Origin of the sequence: Azoarcus sp. TTM-91 (assembly GCF_012911025.1) — a bacterium.
GTDB lineage: Bacteria > Pseudomonadota > Gammaproteobacteria > Burkholderiales > Rhodocyclaceae > Azoarcus.
In genome coordinates this window covers 21,868-38,229 of the sequence record NZ_WUEI01000040.1, presented here as the reverse complement: position 1 = coordinate 38,229, position 16,362 = coordinate 21,868, and the positions used below count along the sequence as shown (strand labels likewise).

Here is a 16,362-nt window from a genome sequence, read left to right as displayed (position 1 = left end):
GGTCTGGGTGGGTGGTGACGAGGATTTCGCCGGCAAGCAGGTCGATGCGGCGTTCCGTCTCGGTAAAGGCGAGGCTGACCGCGCTGGCGGTATTGAGGGCGAGCCGGCTGCCGTCGTCCAGCGTCAGGCTGCGGATTTCGCCGGTGGCGGTGGCGAGATCGGCGGTCCAGGGCAGCCACGGCCGCTGCTGCCAGGCCAGCCAGCCAGCCGGCAATACCACCAGCCCGGCCAGCAGGGCGCGCAGGGTACGGCGGCGGCCGTCGCGCTTGAGCGCTTTCCAGGTGTCACGGCCGACGCCATTGCAGGCCTGGCTGAAGGTGCCCAGCACCGCTTGCGCCCGCGCCCAGGCGGCCTCGTGCGCCGGGCTTTGCCGCAGCCAGCTGGCCAGCGCCTGGCGCTGCTGCTCGGTGGCTTCGCCATAGGTCAGCAGCATGGCCCAGTCGGCGGCCTGCTCCAGCAGGGCGGGGTCCATGGCGCCGGCCTTGTCCATGCTCATGTGCCTGCGCTCACTCATCGGCGGCCATCATGCAGGCGAGCAAGGCTTTGCGGATGTGGCGGCGCACGGTGATCACCGGCGTGGCGGTGCGGTCGGCGATCTGCTGCAGCGTCAGGCCGTCGATCTGGGCCAGCAGGAACATCTGCCGGGTGCGCGCCGGCAGGCTGGCGAGCATGGCTTCGATGCGCAGCAGGGCTTCGATGATGATGAGCCGGGTTTCCGGCGGCGGTACCTGCGGCTCGGGCAGGTGGGAGATGGCCTGCAGATAGGCTTGCTCCACCTGTCGGCGGCGCCAGCGGTCCACCACCAACCCCTTGGCGATGCGGGTGAGCAGCGCGCGCGGCTGGTCGCCCACGCCACGCTCCCGCAGCGGCTCGGAGGTGAGCAGGCGCATGAAGGCATCGTGGGCGAGGTCCGCCGCATCGAAGGCGTTGCCGGCCTTGTGCTGCAGCCAGCCCTGCAGCCAGTGGTGGTGGTCGTGATACAGCGTTTCGACGTCGTGGCAGGGCGTAAGGGCAGGTCGGGACACGATGGCTTCATTAAAGAGAATGAGAATCGATATTGATAATAATCGGTATTCCGCCTTCCTGTCAGTACGGCGTGAGTCTTTGCCCAAGGCGATGCCATCTCTGCGCGGGCACACTTTCGGTGTGGCTATTCAATAAATAAGAATCGTTCTCTTATAGAATCTCGCTTTTGCCGCTCCCGGTCACGCCCATGTCCGCTCCCGCCGCCGCCAGCCCGCTGCTCGCCAGCTTCCACGCCGCCTACCGCGACCTGGTGCGCTTCCTGACCCGCCGCACCGGCTGCGCCGACACCGCCGCCGACCTCGCCCACGAAACCTGGCTGCGGCTGGCTGAGAGGGAACGGGCCGGCTGCGGGGCGAGCGATCCGGCCCAGTCGGCGGGCGAGGGCGGCGATGGGCGGCGCGCCTATGTGTTCGCGGTGGCGGCCAATCTGGCGGTGGACCATCTGCGTCGCGGCGGCCGCAGCCTGGAGCGCTTCGTCGCCGTCGGCGACGGGCTGGAGGCGCTGGGGCCGGCGGCGCCGGACGTGGCGGATACCCACCTCTACCGCCAGGCGCTGGAGACAGTGCTGGGCGCGCTGAACGCGTTGCCGCCGCGCACCCGCGAAGTCTTCCTCGCCCACCGGCTGGACGGCACCGGCCATGAGGAGCTGGCGCGCAGCCACGGCGTATCGGTGAAGACGGTGGAGCGCGATGTGATCCGCGCCATGGACTGCGTGCAGGCGGCGCTGCTGCAGTGGCGCGGCAGCAGTGCGGCACCGCGGCGCGGCCGGCGCAAGGCGCTGTCCGCCCTGCTGGGTTTCGCCGGCTTGGGCTTGAGCAGCGGCCTGGGCTGGCAGGCGTGGCGGCAGTGGGTGGCGGATTTCCGCCTGGAACTCGCCACCGCCACCGGCCGCTTCACCGAGCGGGCGCTGCCGGATGGCAGCCGGGTGCAGCTGGATGCCGACAGCCGGCTGGAGCTTTCCTACTATCTGGCGCGGCGGCATGCGGTGCTGCTGCGCGGCGCAGCCTTCTTCGCCGTCGCCCGCGACGAGGAACGGCCCTTCGTGGTGGATGCGCTGGACGCGCGCATCACCGTGCTCGGCACCCGCTTTGCGGTGGATGTGCAAGGCGGCGCGGTGTCGGTAGCGGTGGAATCCGGCCGGGTGCGGGTGGTCGCCGGCAATGGCGAACTGCGCGAGCTGGGTGCCGGCGAGCGGCTGCGCTTGCAGGCTGGCGGCGGCATCGTCGCCAGCGGCCAGGTGGTGGAAGCGGCGCCGTGGCGCGAGGGCTGGGTGGATTTCAATGGCATCGCGCTGGGTGAGGCCATCGCCCGCTTGGGCCGCTACCGCGCCCAGGCGGTGGCGGTGGCGCCGGAGGCGGCGACGCTGCCGGTGCTCGGCCGGGTACGCATCGCCGACAGCGGGCAATGGCTGCAGCTGTTGCCGCGCAGCCTGCCGGTGACGCTGCGGCCGCAGCCCGGCGGTGGCTTGCTGATCGTCCGCCGCTGAGGCGGCAGACGCGCCCCCGCAGCCAGGCGCGCCGCTTTCTGCCCCATGCGCCTGAGGGAATCCGCCGGCCCGTTCGTTCCAGTCGTAGTAGCCCCCGAAACGATAGGAAACCGAACGCCATGATCTGCCGCTCTTCCACGCTCGCCGTCGCCGCCTTGTCCCTGGCGGTGCCGGCCGCCTTCGCCCAGGTCGGCTCCAGCGCCGCCGCCTTTGCCGATTTCGACATTCCCGCCCAGGCGCTGGACCAGGCCCTCAGCGCCTTCGCCCGCCAGGCCGGCCTGCAGCTGCTGGCGGCGCCGGAGCTGCTGCGCGGCCTGCGCAGCCAGCCGCTGAGCGGCCGCCGCGACACCGCCGGCGCGCTCGCCGAACTGCTGCGCGGCAGCGGGCTACGCGGCCGCATCGAGGGCAGTACCCTGGTGATCGAGCCGGCCGCCGGCGCGCATATCCTGTCCGAAGTGAGGGTGTCGGCCACCGGCATCTCGCCCTCCGAACTGCCGGCCGCCTATGCCGGCGGCCAGGTGGCCAGTGGCGCGCGGCTGGGCGTGCTGGGCAACGTTGATGTGATGGACGCGCCCTTCAACATCACCGCCTACACCGCGCAGACCATCGCCGACCAGCAGAGCGCGACGGTGGCCGAAGTGCTGCGCAACGACCCCTCGGTGCGCTACACCACCAGCGACGGCCACAACGCGGAGAACTTCACCATCCGCGGCTTCGACCTCACCTCCACCGAGCTGGCCTTCAACGGCCTCTACAACATGCTGCCCGGCACCCATGTGCCCACCGAGTTCCTGGAGCGGGTGGAGGTGTTCAAGGGGCCGGGGGCGATGCTGTCCGGCATCGCGCCCAGCGGTGCGGTCGGCGGCGTCATCAACCTGGTGCCCAAGCGCGCCGGCAGCGAGCCGCTGACCCGCCTCACCGCCAGCTACGCCTCTGCCTCCCGCTTCGGCATCGCCGCCGACCTCGGCCGCCGCTTCGGCGAGGAACAGCGTCTGGGTGTGAGGGTGAATGCTTCCTCCAGCGACGGCGAGACCACGCTGGAAGACCAGAAGAAGAAGGAGCGCTTCCTCTCCCTCGGCATGGACTACCGCGGCGATGGCTGGCGGCTGGAACTGGACGCCTATTCCTCCCGGCAGGACCAGTCCAACGGCAGCCCGCTGTGGGTGGGCTTCACCACGCTGGGCCATGTGCTGAAGGCGCCGGACCCGACCAGGAACGCGCTGCGCGGCACCTATGTGAAGCAGCAGACCGAAGGCGTGGCCCTGCGCGGCGAGTACGACCTGAACGCGCACTGGACCGCCTGGGCGGCGGTGGGCGGCTCGCGCTACCGCTACAAGGGCTACCTCAACGGCACCCTGGTGGAGGTGCTCAACGACGCCGGCGACGCCCGTGGCCAGACCAATCACCAGCAAGGCTTCACCAAGGGCTTGTCGGCCGAGGCCGGCGTGCGCGGCAGCTTCACCACCGGCGCGGTGGCGCACCAGCTGGTCGCCAGCGCTTCCTCGGTGCAGATGCGCTCCAGCGGCGGGCGGGTCGGCCTGACGACCGGCGCCGCCTACGTCACCAACATCTACGAGCCCATCCCGAATCCGACGCTGGCCGGCCCCTACGGCGCGGTGTGGACCACGGTGGACAACACCTACACCAGCTTCTCGCTGGCGGACACGCTCTCCATGCGCAACGACGCGGTGCTGCTCACGCTGGGCGCGCGGGCGCAGCGGGTGCGCCAATCCATGGCCACGCCCACCGCCTACGACGAGAGCGCGGTGACGCCGCTGCTCGGCCTGGTGCTCAAGCCTTGGGGCCCGGCGGTATCGCTGTACGCCAACTACATCGAGGGCCTGAGCCCGGGCATCACCGTCGGCGTCACCTACGCCAACGCGGGTGAAACGCTGACGCCCTACCGGACCAAACAGGCGGAGGTCGGCATCAAGTGGGAGGCCGGCCTGGGTGATGAGAACGGCGTGCGCTTCACCAACACCCTCAGCCTGTTCCAGATCGAGAAGCCCTTCGCCGTGTCGGTGGCCACCGGCGCGCCACTGCCGACGCTGAAGCTGGACGGCGAGCAGCGCAACAGCGGGGTGGAATGGAACGTCTTCGGCGAGGTGGGCAAGGGCGTGCGGCTGCTGGGCGGCGGCGCTTACACCCAGGCCGAGCAGGTGCGAGCCTCCAGCACCGCCAACGACGGCAAGGACATGCCCGGCGTGCCGAAGTGGACCGCCAATCTCGGCGCCGAATGGGATACGCCGCTGCTCGCCGGCCTGACGCTGAGCGCGCGCTGGATCTACACCAGCTCGCAATACCTGGACGTCGCCAACCGGCTGGAGATTCCCGCCTGGCACCGTTGGGACATCGGCGCCCGCTACGCCACCCGCATCGCCGGCAAGGTGGTGGTGGTGCGCGCCAGCGTGGAGAACCTGGAGGACCGCCACTACTGGTCCGGCCGCTTCTACCCCGGCGGCCAGGCCACGCTGGGCGCGCCCCGCACCTTCAAGCTTTCAACCTCCGTGGATTTCTGACATGAACCTGGCCCTCGCCTCCGGACTGCTGCTCGCGCTCGCGGGCTGCATCGCCTTCTATCTCGCGTCGCCGCAGCAGCGCTGGCGTGCCGCGCCCCTGCCGGCGCGGCCGGCGCGCCTCGCTGCCGGTGTGCTGCTGGTCGCCGGCATGGCGGCGCTGTGCCAGGCGCTGCAGCCGCTGACCGCCATTTACGTGCTGCTGACCTGGGTGATGCTGCTGCTGGTGCTGCTGCCCTATCTCGGCGCGCTGCTCACGCTCAGGCGGGGGGCTTGAGATGAGCGCTTCTTCCGTGCCTCCCATCCGCCGCGACTGGCTGGCCAAGACCCTGGCCGGCGTGCTGCTCGGCTTCACCCTCGCCATCGGCTGCAGCGGCGTATTCGCCTGGCTGGCGGACGGCATGCAGATGAGCGTGCGGGCGCAGCTGGCGATGTGGATGGTCATGCCCATCTGGCTGGGCGTCTTCAGCGGCGTCTATTTCTTCCGCAGCGGCCTGCGCGCCTGGGCCTGGCTGGGCGGCGCCAACGCGCTGGTGTTCGGCGCCCTGGCCGCCGCGCAGTGGCTGTGAATCATCGAGGACTTTCCCCATGCGCTCGGAGCTGATCCGCATCTACAAGGCCGTCCATACCTGGACCGGCATCCTCACCGGCATGGCGCTGTTCATCGCCTTCTATGCCGGCGCCCTCACCGTGTTCAAGGCGCCGCTGGCGCGCTGGGCCTCGCCGCCCGCCTTCACCGAAGTCGCCGCGGTGCCGCTGGCCGACGCCCCGGCGCTGATCGCCGCCACCCTGGCCGTGCGGCCGGAGACGGCACGGGACTTCTCCCTCAACCTCAAGCTGGACGAGCACCAGCCGGCGCGCCTCAGCTGGCAGGTGCGCGACCCCAAGGGCGACGACCACGACAGCTTCTCGGTGCGCCACTACGCCGCCAGCATGGGTGCCGATGGCGGCGTCAGCGTCGAGGAGGCGCAGCCTTCGAAGCTCGCGGAATTCATCGACGTGCTGCACCGGGTGGTCGGCCTGCCGGCGGATACCGACCCCAACCGCTGGTTCATGGGCGTGGTGGCGGCGCTGTACGCGGTGGCGCTGGTGTCCGGCGTCATCGTGCTGCTGCCCTCGCTGGTGAAGGATTTCTTCGCCCTGCGGGTGGGCAAGAACCTGAAGCGGATGTGGCTGGACGCACACAACGTGGTCGGCATCGTCAGCCTGCCCTTCCATCTGGTGATGGCGATCACCGCGGTCGGCTTCGCCTACCACGACGGCATCTACGCCCTGCAGAACAAGATGCTGCACGGCGGCGGCCTGGCCGCCGCCTTCTCGCCGCGCGCCGGCGGGCCGCAGGATGCGCCGCCGCGCGACCCCGCCGCCATGCTGCCGCCGGCCGAGCTGCTGGCGCGGGTGCAGGCGCTGGCGCCCGGCTTCGAACCGGAGCGGCTGCAGTACGCCCAGGTGAGCGGCCCGCGCGCCACCGTGCGCGTCTGGGGGCATGACGCCACCGCCTTCTCGCCGCGCTTCTCCGGCGGCTTCGTCGCGCTCGACCCATACAGCGGCAAGGTGGTGAACACCGAATACCTGCCCGGCCAGCAGGATGCGCCGCACGCCACCGTCAGCAGCCTGTTCGCGCTGCACTTCGGCGCCTTCGGCGGCACGCCGGTGCAGTGGATGTACTTCCTGCTCGGCATGGCCGGCGCCTGGCTGTTCTATGGCGGCAACCTGCTGTGGATAGAAACCCGCCGCCGCAAGGTGCCGCGCGACGGCAGCGGCATGCCGGTGCAGCGGCTGGACACCCGGCTGATGGCGGCCGCCACCGTGGGCGTCTGCCTGGGCTGCGTCTGCGGCATCTCGCTCAGCATCGTCGCCGGCAAATGGCTGCACGGCCAGGTGGCCGACCTCGGCAGCTGGCACCGCTACAGCTATTACGCCGCCTTCTCCGGCTGCCTGGCCTGGGCGTTCCTGCGTGGCGGCGCGCGGGCATCGGTCGGCCTGCTGTGGCTGGCGGCCATGTTCACCTTCGCCATTCCGGCCACCAGCCTGCTGGGCGCGCTGGTGCCGGCGCTGGGCTTATGGGCCCACCCGGCCGCGGCGACGCTGGGCGTGGACCTGGCCGCCGCCGCCGGCGGCCTGTGCTTCGTCTGGATGGCGCGCGCCACCGCGCGGCGGGTGCATGGCGGGCCGGCGGACAGCGTGTGGTCGGCGCGGGCGCCGGCCGCGGCAAGCACGTCCAGCGGAAAAGAGGCCGCGGGCGGGGCTGCGGATGAGGTGGAGGACGGGGTGGCGACCGCCGCCAGCACGCGCTGAGGCCGGCGGAACAGCGGCCGGCGGCTTCAGCCGGCCCGCTGGCGAGGGTGACGGGGCCCCGCAGGCGGCGGAAACCGTGGTTTCCGCCGCCAAGCAGGTGCGCGCCAAGGGCGGAATGCCAGTAAAATCCGCTCCTTTGCGTTCGCTGCGCGGCGCTCGCCGCCCGAGACCATGTCCCTGTCCAAACCTACCTTCCAGCAAATCATTCTCACGCTCCAGCAATTCTGGGGCGACCGCGGATGCGTGCTGCTGCAGCCCTACGACCTCGAAGTCGGCGCCGGCACCTCGCACACCGCCACCTTCCTGCGCGCCATCGGCCCGGAGCCATGGAACGCCGCCTACGTGCAGCCTTCGCGCCGCCCCAAGGACGGCCGCTACGGCGAGAACCCCAACCGCCTGCAGCACTACTACCAGTTCCAGGTGGTGCTCAAGCCCTCGCCGCTGAACATCCAGGAGCTCTACCTGGACTCCCTGCGCGCGCTGGGCATAGACCCCAACAGCCACGACATCCGCTTCGTCGAGGACGACTGGGAGAACCCCACGCTGGGCGCCTGGGGCCTGGGCTGGGAAGTGTGGCTGGACGGCATGGAGGTGACGCAGTTCACCTACTTCCAGCAGGTCGGTGGCCTGGACTGCAAGCCGGTGCTGGGCGAGATCACCTACGGCATCGAGCGCCTGGCGATGTACCTGCAGGGCGTGGAGAACGTGTACGACCTCACCTGGGCGGTGTATCCGGACGGCGCCCGCGTCAGCTACGGCGACGTCTTCCACCAGAACGAGGTGGAGCAGTCCACCTACAACTTCGAGCACTCCAACGTCGATTTCCTGTTCTCGCTGTTCAACAACTACGAGTCCGAGGCCAAGCGCCTGATGGAAGCCGGGCTGGCGCTGCCGGCCTACGAGATGGTGCTGAAGGCAGCCCACAACTTCAACATGCTGGATGCCCGCGGCGCCATCTCGGTGACCGAGCGAGCCGCCTACATCGGCCGCATCCGCAACCTGTCGCGCGCCGTCGCCCAGGCTTATTTCGAATCCCGCGAAGCGCTCGGCTTCCCGATGCTGCCGCAACAGAACAAGGAAGCCGCGTGATGACGGCCCAACATTCCCTGCTCGTCGAACTGCTGACCGAGGAACTGCCGCCCAAGGCCCTGCCGCGCCTGGGCGAGACCTTCGCCACCAAGATCGCCGACGGCCTCAAGAGCCGCGGCCTGGCCGCCGCCGATGCCGGCTTCCGCTGGTTCGCCAGCCCACGCCGCATCGCCATCCTGATGCCGGCCGTGTCCGCCGCGGGCGAGGCGAAGCAGGTCACCGAGAAGCTGATGCCGGTCACCGTCGCGCTGGACGCCGATGGCAAGCCGACGCCGGCGCTGCTGAAGAAGATGGAGGCCAAGGGCATTCCGGCGGACGCGGTGGCCGACTTCGAACGCCGCATGGACGGCAAGGCCGAAGCCCTGTTCCACACCGCCACCGTGGCCGGCGCCAGGCTGGCGGACGTGCTCGCCGCAGTGGTGCAGGACGCGGTGAAGGCGCTGCCGATTCCGAAGGTGATGCGCTGGGGCGATGGCGACGCCACCTTCGTGCGCCCGGTGCACAAGCTGGTGATGCTGCACGGCGCCGAGGTGGTGCCGGGCCGCGTGCTGGATCTGGAGTCCGGCCGCATCACCAAGGGCCACCGCTTCATGAGCCGGGGCGAGATCGAGATCGCCAGCGCCGAGGCCTACGAGCCGACGCTGCTGGCCGAAGGCAAGGTGGTGCCCGACTTCGCCGAGCGCCGCGCCGACATCGAGCGCCAGCTGCTGGCCGAGGCCGAGCGCCAGGGCGGCCGCCTGGGCGAATACGCCGACCTGCTGGACGAGGTGACCGCGCTGGTCGAGCACCCGACGGTGTATGTCGGCGAGTTCGAGGCCGAATTCCTCGCCGTGCCGCAGGAATGCCTGATCCTCACCATGCAGGCCAACCAGAAGTACTTCCCGCTGTTCGACGCCGCCGGCAAGCTGCAGAACCGCTTCCTCATCGTCTCCAACATGCGGGTCAGCGATCCGGCCAACATCGTCACCGGCAACGCCCGGGTGGTGCGTCCGCGCCTGTCCGATGCCCGCTTCTTCTTCGAGACCGACAAGAAGCAGAAGCTGGATTCCCGCCTGCCGAGGCTGGCCAACGTGGTCTATCACAACAAGCTGGGCAGCGTGCTGGAGCGGGTCGAGCGCCTGGAGGCGCTGGCCGGCCGCATCGCGGTTCGCCTGGGCGCGGACGAAACCGCCTCCCGCCGCGCCGCCCGCCTGGCCAAGGCCGACCTGGTGACCGAGATGGTCGGCGAGTTCCCCGAGCTGCAAGGCATCATGGGCCGCTACTACGCGCTGGCCGATGGCGAGGGCGAAGTCGTCGCCGACGCGGTGCAGGCCCACTACCAGCCGCGCTTCGCCGGCGACGCGCTGCCGGCCGGCAACGTCGCCGCCGCGGTGGCGCTGGCGGACAAGCTGGACGCGCTGGTCGGCTTCTTCGGCATCGGCCAGGTGCCGACCGGCGACAAGGACCCCTTCGCCCTGCGCCGCGCCGCGCTGGGCGTGTTGCGTATCCTGATCGAAACCCCGCTGCCGCTGGATCTAGCCGAGCTGATCGCCGATAGCGCCGCCGGCTTCAAGCCCGGTCTGCTCACCGCCGAAGGCTTCCAGGCCCAGCTGCTGGAGTTCATGCGCGAGCGCCTGAAGAACCTGCTGCGCGGCGAAGCTGGCGACAAGGCCGCCGACGCCGCCGTGGTGGACGCGGTGCTGGCGCTGGCGCCGACCCGCATCGACCTGGTGCCGGCCAAGTTGGCCGCGGTGGAAGCCTTCCGCGCACTGCCGGAGTCGGCCGCGCTGGCCGCGGCCAACAAGCGCATCGTGAACATCCTGAAAAAGGCCGAGGGCACGCCGGGCGAACCGGATCCGGCGCTGCTGCAGGAGGTCGCCGAGAAGGCGCTGTTCCAGCGCGTGGTCGAGATCGCGCCGCTGGTGAAGTCGCACATGGCCGGCGAGGGCTATACCGAGGCGCTGTGCGCGCTGGCCGGCCTGCGCGGCGAGGTGGATGCTTTCTTCGAGTCGGTGATGGTGATGGCCGAAGAGCCGCTGATCCGCCAGAACCGCCTCGCGCTGCTGGCCCAGCTCGCCGGCCTGATGAACCAGGTCGCCGACATCTCGCGCCTATCCGCATGAGTCGCACCGTCCGCCCGGCTGCTCGCGCGCCGGGCGGCGTCCTTCACCGCCGCAGAGGGCTGGCATGAAACTGATCGTTCTCGATCGCGATGGCGTCATCAACCAGGACTCGGACCAGTTCATCAAGTCGCCCGAGGAATGGAAGCCGATTCCCGGTTCGCTGGAGGCCATCGCCCGCCTCAACCAGTGGGGCTGGCGGGTGGTGGTGGCGACCAACCAGTCCGGCGTCGGCCGCGGCCTGTTCGGCATGGACACGCTGAATGCCATCCACGAGAAGATGGTGAAGAGCCTGGCCCAGGTCGGCGGCCGGCTTGATGCCATTTTCTTTTGCCCGCATGCGGCCGACTCCACCTGCGACTGCCGCAAGCCCAAGCCCGGCCTGTTCCACCAACTGGCCGAGCGCTTCAACGTGGACCTGACCGGCGTGCCGGCGGTGGGCGACAGCCTGCGCGACCTGCAGGCCGGCACCGCGGTGGGCTGCGTGCCTTATCTGGTACTCACTGGCAAAGGCATGAAGACCAAGGACGATCCCGCGCTGCCGGCGGGCACCCTGATCTATCCGGACCTCGCGGCGGTTGTCGCCGATCTCACCACCTGAGCTGCATCGTGATCTTCCTGCGTTCCCTACTGTTCGCCCTGGTCCTCATCGTCGTGACCCCGCCGTATGCCATCTTCGGCGCCTTGACCTTCCCGTTGCCGTTGCGGATACGCCATCGCATCGTCACCTCCTGGGCCCCGCTGGTGCTGTGGTTCGTGCGCCATCTGCTGGGCATCCGCTACACCGTCATCGGCAAGGAGAACATCCCGGCGGGACCGGCGGTGATCCTGTCCAAGCACCAGTCGGCCTGGGAAACCATGGCGCTGCAGGTGATCTTTCCGCCGCTGTGCTTCGTGCTCAAGCGCGAACTGCTGCGCATTCCCTTCTTCGGCTGGGGACTGGCCCAGATCGCCAGCATCGCCATCGACCGCGCAGCCGGCAAGGATGCGCTGGCGCAGGTGGTGGAGCAGGGCAGGGCGCGATTGAAGGCGGGCTACTGGGTGGTGGTGTTCCCGGAAGGCACCCGGGTGGCGCCGGGCACGACGCGGCGCTACAAGGTGGGTGGCGCCTGGCTGGCGCGCCGCGCCGGGGTGCCGGTAGTGCCGGTGGCACACAACGCCGGCGAATTCTGGCGCCGCAACGCCTTCCTCAAGTACCCGGGCGAGATCACCGTCAGCGTCGGCCCGGCGATCGATGTGAAAGGCATGAAAGTGGAGGCGATCAATGCCCAGGCCGAGGCTTGGATCGAGGGTGAGATGCGGCGTCTGTTCCCGCACCACTATCCCAACTCCGGCATTCCGACCTTGATCCCGGAGCAGGAAGAAGCCGCACTGTGAGACGCGGACCCGCGTCCCGGCTTCAAGACAGGCGCTACCGCTTGCCGAAGCGGTGAACAAAAAAAGCCCCGCTCATGCGGGGCTTTTTTTCTCCCTACCTGATTCTTCGATCAGGCAGCTTTCTTGCTGGCCTTGGTCGAGGCGCTGACGGCCTTGACAGTGGCGTTGGTCGCGGCGGCCACGTTGGCTTCGGCGATCTCGGCGACTTGCTTGGCGGTCTTGCTCAGGCTGTCGTAGGCGCTGTTGGCGGCGGCGATGGCGGACTTCACCGCAGCGACGGCGACGTCGGAACCGGCCGGGGCGGACTTGGCGGCTTGGTCCAGCGCGCTGGCGATGCCCTTGTTCAGCTCGGCGACCTGGGCTTCCAGCAGCTTGGAAACTTCTTCCTGGCTCTGCGAGGTGATCTCGTAGACGCTGCGGGTGTAGGCCACGACCTTCTCGACCAGCGGCTGGGCCAGGGAGCTCTGCAGGCTCACCAGCTCCTGCACATCCTTGGCGGCCAGCAGGGCCTTGGTATTGGCAACGCCGTCTTCCAGAACGGAACGGGCGGTGTTCAGGTTCAACGCGGCAAGACGCTCGGCGTTGGCGAACGCGGTGTTCGCCAGCGAGAGCAGGGTCTCGACGTTGGCCTTGTTGATGGCGATGAATTGCTCAGGGGTAGCAGTCATGACAAGCTCCTTGGTGAGGAAGATGGCATCGCGGGACAATAGAAGCCGATGCCGGATGTTGCGTCGCAACACAGGGGTGATTATAGGGGGGATACCCCTGCTGTCAACCCCGTCATTGTGCATTGCACAATTCAAGGCGGATTGTCGCTGGCACTGCTTACGGCAGCCTGACTGCTTGCAAATCAGATACCCGGATTGAGCAACATCGAAAGGCAACCTGCATGTAATCCGCCTGCAATGTTGCGGAGCAGGTCGCCGGCGGAGGGAGGTCGCGCTGCAGGGTGCTCAATCGTGTTTGAAGTCCGGCTTGCGCTTCTCGACGAAGGCGGCCATGCCTTCCTTCTGGTCGTGGAGCGCGAAGGCGGAGTGGAAGACGCGGCGCTCGAACAGCAGGCCTTCGTTAAGGCTGCTCTCGAAGGCGCGGTTCACCGATTCCTTGATCATCATGACCACCGGCAGGGAGTAGCCGGCGATGGTCTCGGCGGCGGCCAGCGTCTCCTCCAGCAGCTTGTCGGCCGGTACCACGCGGGAGACCAGTCCGGCGCGCTCGGCTTCGGTCGCGTCCATGAAGCGGGCGGTGAGGCACATGTCCATGGCTTTGGCCTTGCCGACCGCGCGCGGCAGGCGCTGGGTGCCGCCGGCGCCGGGCAGGATGCCGAGCTTGACCTCCGGTTGCCCGAACTTGGCGGTATCCGCGGCAATGATGATGTCGCACATCATCGCCAGTTCGCAGCCGCCGCCGAGGGCGAAGCCGGCCACCGCGGCGATGACTGGCTTGCGGCAGGTCTTCACCCGTTCCCAGTTGCGGGTGATGTAGTCGCCCTTGTAGGCGTCCATGTAGGAGAAGGTGGCCATGGCGCCGATGTCGGCACCGGCGGCGAAGGCCTTCTCCGAGCCGGTGATGACGATGGCGCCTATGCCTTCATCGCTCTCGAAGCCGTCCAGCGCCTTGCCGATCTCGTCCACCAGGTTGTCGTTCAGGGCATTGAGCGCCTTCGGCCGGTTCAAGGTGATGAGGCCGACGCGGCCGCGAGTTTCGACGAGGATCAGTTCGTAGGACATGCTGCGATCTCCTTCTCTTGCCGTTGGTGTCCGCCGCCCGGCCGCCAGGGCTGTTCCGGCTCGCTTGCGGCGTGGTTGGAACCGGCCGAGGCCGTGCTCGGCTCAGCGGTTTTCGTTCTTGGGCTGGATGACGGCGCGGACGCGGCCGTCGCCGGTTGCCGCCGGCTTGCTGCCGGGGGCGTTGGTGACGAGGTAGTTCTCGCTGATGGAGTCGTACTCGATGTAGTGGCCGCGCACTTCGTCGCCGCCACTGGTCACCATCGCCCGGTTGAAAAGGCGGGCCTTCTCGGCGCGGCTGTCGTACTCGATGCGTTCGGCTTCGCCATATACATACTCGTCGCTGCCGTCGCGCTTCTGGCGGAAGGAGGCCAGCCCCTTGTCGTTGGTGGCGACGCCGTTCTGGAAGCCGTCGGCGCCCTGGGTGACGACCAGCTTTTCGCCCTTGATCGTCAGCGTGCCCTGGGTGAGCACCACCGCGCCTTCGAAGATGTGGACCTTGTTGCGGTCGTCCACGGTGACGCGGTTGGCTTCGATGTTGACCGGCTTCTCGCGGTCGGCGCGTTCGGCGTGGGCGAGCGGGCTGGCGGCCAGCAGGATCAGCAGGAGGGCAGGCAGGCGTGGTGTCATGAGGGATTCCGGTGGCGGCGCGGCATGGTGACCTTGGCGTCGCCGATCAGGGTGAGGTTGCCGAACAGGTTGTCCGCCCGCAGGCCGCGGGCGGTGGCGGTGGACTGGCCCTGGGTGAGCACCACCGGGGTGTCGGTGGCGGCACGGTGGTCGTCGGGCCAGACGGTGAGTTTCTCCGAGGCGAAGGTGATTTCCGGGCGATCGGCGCCACCCTCGCGGCGGCCGCGCACCTCGCCGCTCATGTCCACCCGCTCGCCGCCGGGGGAGACGTCGGCCTCGGCGGAGGTGAGGCGCAACTGGCGGCCTTCGCTCTGCATGGTGAGGCGGGGCTGGTCCAGCTTGGTGGTGTCGTCCTGCGGGTAGTGGGTGAGGCGTTCGGAAATCAGCTCATAGCGCTGGCGGCCGTCGCTGCCGAAGCCGAGGATGCGGGTCTGTTCGGCGATGAAATCCGGGCCGCTGCGTTGCGCGCCGGCGGCGGCCGGGTCTTCCACCCGGGAGACTCGCTCCAGCCACACCGTGCCGGCGGCGAGCAGGGCGAGGGCGAGCACCGGGTAAAGGCGGTCGATGGAGGCGCGCATGCTCAGTCCAGGTAGCGCTGCAGCATGACATCCAGCTTGCCCTGGGCGGCGAGCAGGAAGTCGCAGGTTTCGCGCACCGCGCCGCGGCCGCCGGGCTGGCTGGCGACGAAGCCTACGTGCTCGCGGACGAAGGCGTGGCCGTCGGCCGGCGTGGCGGAGAAGCCACAGGCGCGCAGGATGGGCAGATCCACCACGTCGTCGCCCATGTAGCCAGCGGCGCTGCGCGGCAGGCCACGGCGGGCGAGGATGCCGTCCAGGCAGCCGCGCTTGTCTTCGACGCCCATGTGCAGCTCGGCGACGCCGAGGTTGGCGGCGCGCAGTTCCAGCGCGCGGGAGCTGCGGCCGCTGATGATGACGACTTCGATGCCGGCCTGCTGCAGCATCTTCAGGCCGTGGCCGTCCAGGCTGGAGAAGACCTTGATTTCCTCGCCGTTGGGGGTGAAGTAGAGGCTGCCGTCGGTGAGCACGCCATCCACGTCGAAGCCCATCAGGCGTACGGCGGCGGCGCTTTCCCGGGTTTGGTCGGTGCTGCGCATTTCAGATCACCTTGGCGAGCATGAGGTCATGGGTGGTGAGGGCGCCGGCGAGCTCGCCCTGGGCGTCCAGCACCAGCAGCTGGCTGATGCGCAGCCGTTCCATCATCGCGGCGGCTTCCACCGCCAGTGCGCCGGGGGAGATGGTGCGCGGATTGCGGGTCATGACGTCCGTCAGGCTGGCGCTGCGCACGTCCACGCCTCTCTCCAGCGCGCGGCGCAGGTCACCGTCGGTGAAGATGCCCTGCGGCGTAGTACCGGGCGCGGCGATCACCGTCATGCCCATACCGCCGCGGCTCATCGCCAGCAGGGCTGCGCTCAGCGGGGCATCCGGCGGGACGACGGGCACTGCCTCCGCGCCGCGCATCACATCTTCGACATGGGTCAGCAGACGACGGCCAAGGGCGCCGCCGGGGTGCGAGCGGGCGAAGTCGTCGGCGCCGAAGCCGCGGGCGTCGAGCAACGCCACCGCCAGCGCATCGCCCAGCGCGAGGGCGGCGGTGGTGCTGGCGGTGGGGGCGAGGTTGAGCGGACAGGCTTCCTCCGCCACTGCGGCGTCCAGATGCACGTCGGCCTCGCGGGCCAGCGGCGAATCCGGCCGGCCTGTCATGGAGATCAGCCGCGCGCCCTGGCGCTTCACCAGCGGGACGATGGTCAGCACTTCCTCGCTGCTGCCGGAGTTGGACAGGGCAATGACCACGTCTTCCGGCGTGATCATGCCGAGGTCGCCGTGAGCAGCCTCGGCGGCGTGTACGAAATAGGCCGGGGTGCCAGTGCTGGCCAGGGTGGCGGCGAGCTTGCGGGCGATGTGGCCGGACTTGCCGATGCCGGTGACGATGACGCGGCCACGGCGCTGCAGGATGATCTCCACCGCGCGCTCGAAGTCCTCGCCGATGCGCTCTGCCAGCGCGGCGACGGCGGCGGCCTCGATGCGCAGGACTTCGCGGGCGAGCGCGGCGATGCGATGCGGCTGGGCGGATTGCGGCGGAAGTGGGGTCATGGA

Annotated in this window: 17 protein-coding genes; 9 read left to right on the top strand and 8 right to left on the bottom strand. The window is 69.4% G+C overall.

Annotation, left to right across the window (positions count from 1 at the left end; all coding sequences use genetic code 11):
- Together GRF61_RS12790 and GRF61_RS12785 are read right to left on the bottom strand one after the other, a co-directional pair.
- A partial coding sequence (locus GRF61_RS12790) for a DUF4880 domain-containing protein (RefSeq protein ID WP_211165925.1) occupies positions 1 to 514 on the bottom strand: 514 nt, incomplete at its 3' end.
- Positions 507 to 1,025: a sigma-70 family RNA polymerase sigma factor gene (locus tag GRF61_RS12785; RefSeq protein WP_169151033.1), complete on the bottom strand. Its 519-nt coding sequence runs from the start codon at positions 1,023 to 1,025 to the stop codon at positions 507 to 509. The genes GRF61_RS12785 and GRF61_RS12790, both read right to left, overlap by 8 nt.
- Before the next feature lie 188 nt (positions 1,026 to 1,213).
- Here GRF61_RS12785 and GRF61_RS12780 point away from each other — a divergent pair, with 188 nt between their 5' ends.
- The 9 genes from GRF61_RS12780 to GRF61_RS12740 all read left to right on the top strand — a co-directional run bounded on the left by GRF61_RS12780 (position 1,214) and on the right by GRF61_RS12740 (position 11,891).
- Complete coding sequence (locus tag GRF61_RS12780; protein WP_169151032.1) at positions 1,214 to 2,512, top strand: sigma-70 family RNA polymerase sigma factor; 1,299 nt, start codon at positions 1,214 to 1,216, stop codon at positions 2,510 to 2,512.
- A gap of 119 nt (positions 2,513 to 2,631) precedes the next feature.
- On the top strand, positions 2,632 to 5,031 hold the full coding sequence (locus GRF61_RS12775; protein WP_169151031.1) for a TonB-dependent receptor: 2,400 nt from the start codon (positions 2,632 to 2,634) through the stop codon (positions 5,029 to 5,031).
- A gap of 1 nt (position 5,032) precedes the next feature.
- Positions 5,033 to 5,305, top strand: coding sequence for a hypothetical protein (locus tag GRF61_RS12770; RefSeq protein WP_169151030.1), 273 nt, complete (start codon positions 5,033 to 5,035; stop codon positions 5,303 to 5,305).
- A gap of 1 nt (position 5,306) precedes the next feature.
- A complete protein-coding gene (locus tag GRF61_RS12765) occupies positions 5,307 to 5,597 on the top strand; it encodes a hypothetical protein (protein ID WP_169151029.1) in 291 nt (96 codons plus the stop codon).
- 19 nt (positions 5,598 to 5,616) lie between these two features.
- Entirely contained in the window at positions 5,617 to 7,326 is a 1,710-nt protein-coding gene (locus tag GRF61_RS12760; protein WP_169151028.1) for a PepSY-associated TM helix domain-containing protein, read from the top strand.
- Positions 7,327 to 7,497: 171 nt separating this feature from the next.
- Positions 7,498 to 8,415 carry a glycine--tRNA ligase subunit alpha gene (gene glyQ / locus GRF61_RS12755; RefSeq protein ID WP_169151027.1) on the top strand — a complete coding sequence of 306 codons (918 nt, stop codon included), beginning with the start codon at positions 7,498 to 7,500 and terminating at the stop codon, positions 8,413 to 8,415.
- Entirely contained in the window at positions 8,415 to 10,517 is a 2,103-nt protein-coding gene (gene glyS, locus GRF61_RS12750; RefSeq protein WP_169151026.1) for a glycine--tRNA ligase subunit beta, read from the top strand. The genes glyQ and glyS overlap by 1 nt, the downstream gene beginning before the upstream one ends.
- A gap of 64 nt (positions 10,518 to 10,581) precedes the next feature.
- Positions 10,582 to 11,115: a D-glycero-beta-D-manno-heptose 1,7-bisphosphate 7-phosphatase gene (gene gmhB, locus GRF61_RS12745; protein WP_169151025.1), complete on the top strand. Its 534-nt coding sequence runs from the start codon at positions 10,582 to 10,584 to the stop codon at positions 11,113 to 11,115.
- A gap of 8 nt (positions 11,116 to 11,123) precedes the next feature.
- Entirely contained in the window at positions 11,124 to 11,891 is a 768-nt protein-coding gene (locus GRF61_RS12740; RefSeq protein ID WP_169151024.1) for a lysophospholipid acyltransferase family protein, read from the top strand.
- A gap of 110 nt (positions 11,892 to 12,001) precedes the next feature.
- Here GRF61_RS12740 and GRF61_RS12735 read toward each other — a convergent pair whose 3' ends face one another.
- From GRF61_RS12735 to GRF61_RS12710, 6 genes are all read right to left on the bottom strand, one after another.
- A complete protein-coding gene (locus GRF61_RS12735) occupies positions 12,002 to 12,559 on the bottom strand; it encodes a phasin family protein (RefSeq protein WP_169151023.1) in 558 nt (185 codons plus the stop codon).
- Between the two features lie 285 nt (positions 12,560 to 12,844).
- Positions 12,845 to 13,621 (bottom strand): enoyl-CoA hydratase, encoded by a 777-nt coding sequence (locus GRF61_RS12730; protein WP_169151022.1) that lies wholly within the window; start codon positions 13,619 to 13,621, stop codon positions 12,845 to 12,847.
- 102 nt (positions 13,622 to 13,723) lie between these two features.
- Positions 13,724 to 14,248: a lipopolysaccharide transport periplasmic protein LptA gene (gene lptA, locus GRF61_RS12725; RefSeq protein WP_169151021.1), complete on the bottom strand. Its 525-nt coding sequence runs from the start codon at positions 14,246 to 14,248 to the stop codon at positions 13,724 to 13,726.
- Positions 14,245 to 14,826, bottom strand: coding sequence for an LPS export ABC transporter periplasmic protein LptC (lptC, locus tag GRF61_RS12720; RefSeq protein ID WP_169151020.1), 582 nt, complete (start codon positions 14,824 to 14,826; stop codon positions 14,245 to 14,247). Before lptC ends, lptA begins: the two co-directional genes overlap by 4 nt.
- A gap of 2 nt (positions 14,827 to 14,828) precedes the next feature.
- The gene (locus tag GRF61_RS12715; RefSeq protein WP_169151019.1) at positions 14,829 to 15,362 is read right to left on the bottom strand and encodes a phenylphosphate carboxylase subunit delta; all 534 of its coding nucleotides are present in this window, start codon (positions 15,360 to 15,362) and stop codon (positions 14,829 to 14,831) included.
- Position 15,363: 1 nt separating this feature from the next.
- Positions 15,364 to 16,359: a KpsF/GutQ family sugar-phosphate isomerase gene (locus tag GRF61_RS12710; RefSeq protein ID WP_169151018.1), complete on the bottom strand. Its 996-nt coding sequence runs from the start codon at positions 16,357 to 16,359 to the stop codon at positions 15,364 to 15,366.
- Between the last annotated feature and the right edge of the window lie 3 nt (positions 16,360 to 16,362).

Bases quoted from the DNA above. Each gene is read 5' to 3' on its own strand.
- glyQ (WP_169151027.1), top strand. From the start codon at position 7,498: ATGTCCCTGTCCAAACCTACCTTCCAGCAAATCATTCTCACGCTCCAG.
- GRF61_RS12775 (WP_169151031.1), top strand. From the start codon at position 2,632: ATGATCTGCCGCTCTTCCACGCTCGCCGTCGCCGCCTTGTCCCTGGCG.
- GRF61_RS12765 (WP_169151029.1), top strand. From the start codon at position 5,307: ATGAGCGCTTCTTCCGTGCCTCCCATCCGCCGCGACTGGCTGGCCAAG.
- GRF61_RS12770 (WP_169151030.1), top strand. From the start codon at position 5,033: ATGAACCTGGCCCTCGCCTCCGGACTGCTGCTCGCGCTCGCGGGCTGC.
- GRF61_RS12730 (WP_169151022.1), bottom strand. From the start codon at position 13,621: ATGTCCTACGAACTGATCCTCGTCGAAACTCGCGGCCGCGTCGGCCTC.
- lptA (WP_169151021.1), bottom strand. From the start codon at position 14,248: ATGACACCACGCCTGCCTGCCCTCCTGCTGATCCTGCTGGCCGCCAGC.
- GRF61_RS12780 (WP_169151032.1), top strand. From the start codon at position 1,214: ATGTCCGCTCCCGCCGCCGCCAGCCCGCTGCTCGCCAGCTTCCACGCC.
- lptC (WP_169151020.1), bottom strand. From the start codon at position 14,826: ATGCGCGCCTCCATCGACCGCCTTTACCCGGTGCTCGCCCTCGCCCTG.
- GRF61_RS12735 (WP_169151023.1), bottom strand. From the start codon at position 12,559: ATGACTGCTACCCCTGAGCAATTCATCGCCATCAACAAGGCCAACGTC.
- glyS (WP_169151026.1), top strand. From the start codon at position 8,415: ATGACGGCCCAACATTCCCTGCTCGTCGAACTGCTGACCGAGGAACTG.
- GRF61_RS12760 (WP_169151028.1), top strand. From the start codon at position 5,617: ATGCGCTCGGAGCTGATCCGCATCTACAAGGCCGTCCATACCTGGACC.
- GRF61_RS12710 (WP_169151018.1), bottom strand. From the start codon at position 16,359: ATGACCCCACTTCCGCCGCAATCCGCCCAGCCGCATCGCATCGCCGCG.
- GRF61_RS12715 (WP_169151019.1), bottom strand. From the start codon at position 15,362: ATGCGCAGCACCGACCAAACCCGGGAAAGCGCCGCCGCCGTACGCCTG.
- gmhB (WP_169151025.1), top strand. From the start codon at position 10,582: ATGAAACTGATCGTTCTCGATCGCGATGGCGTCATCAACCAGGACTCG.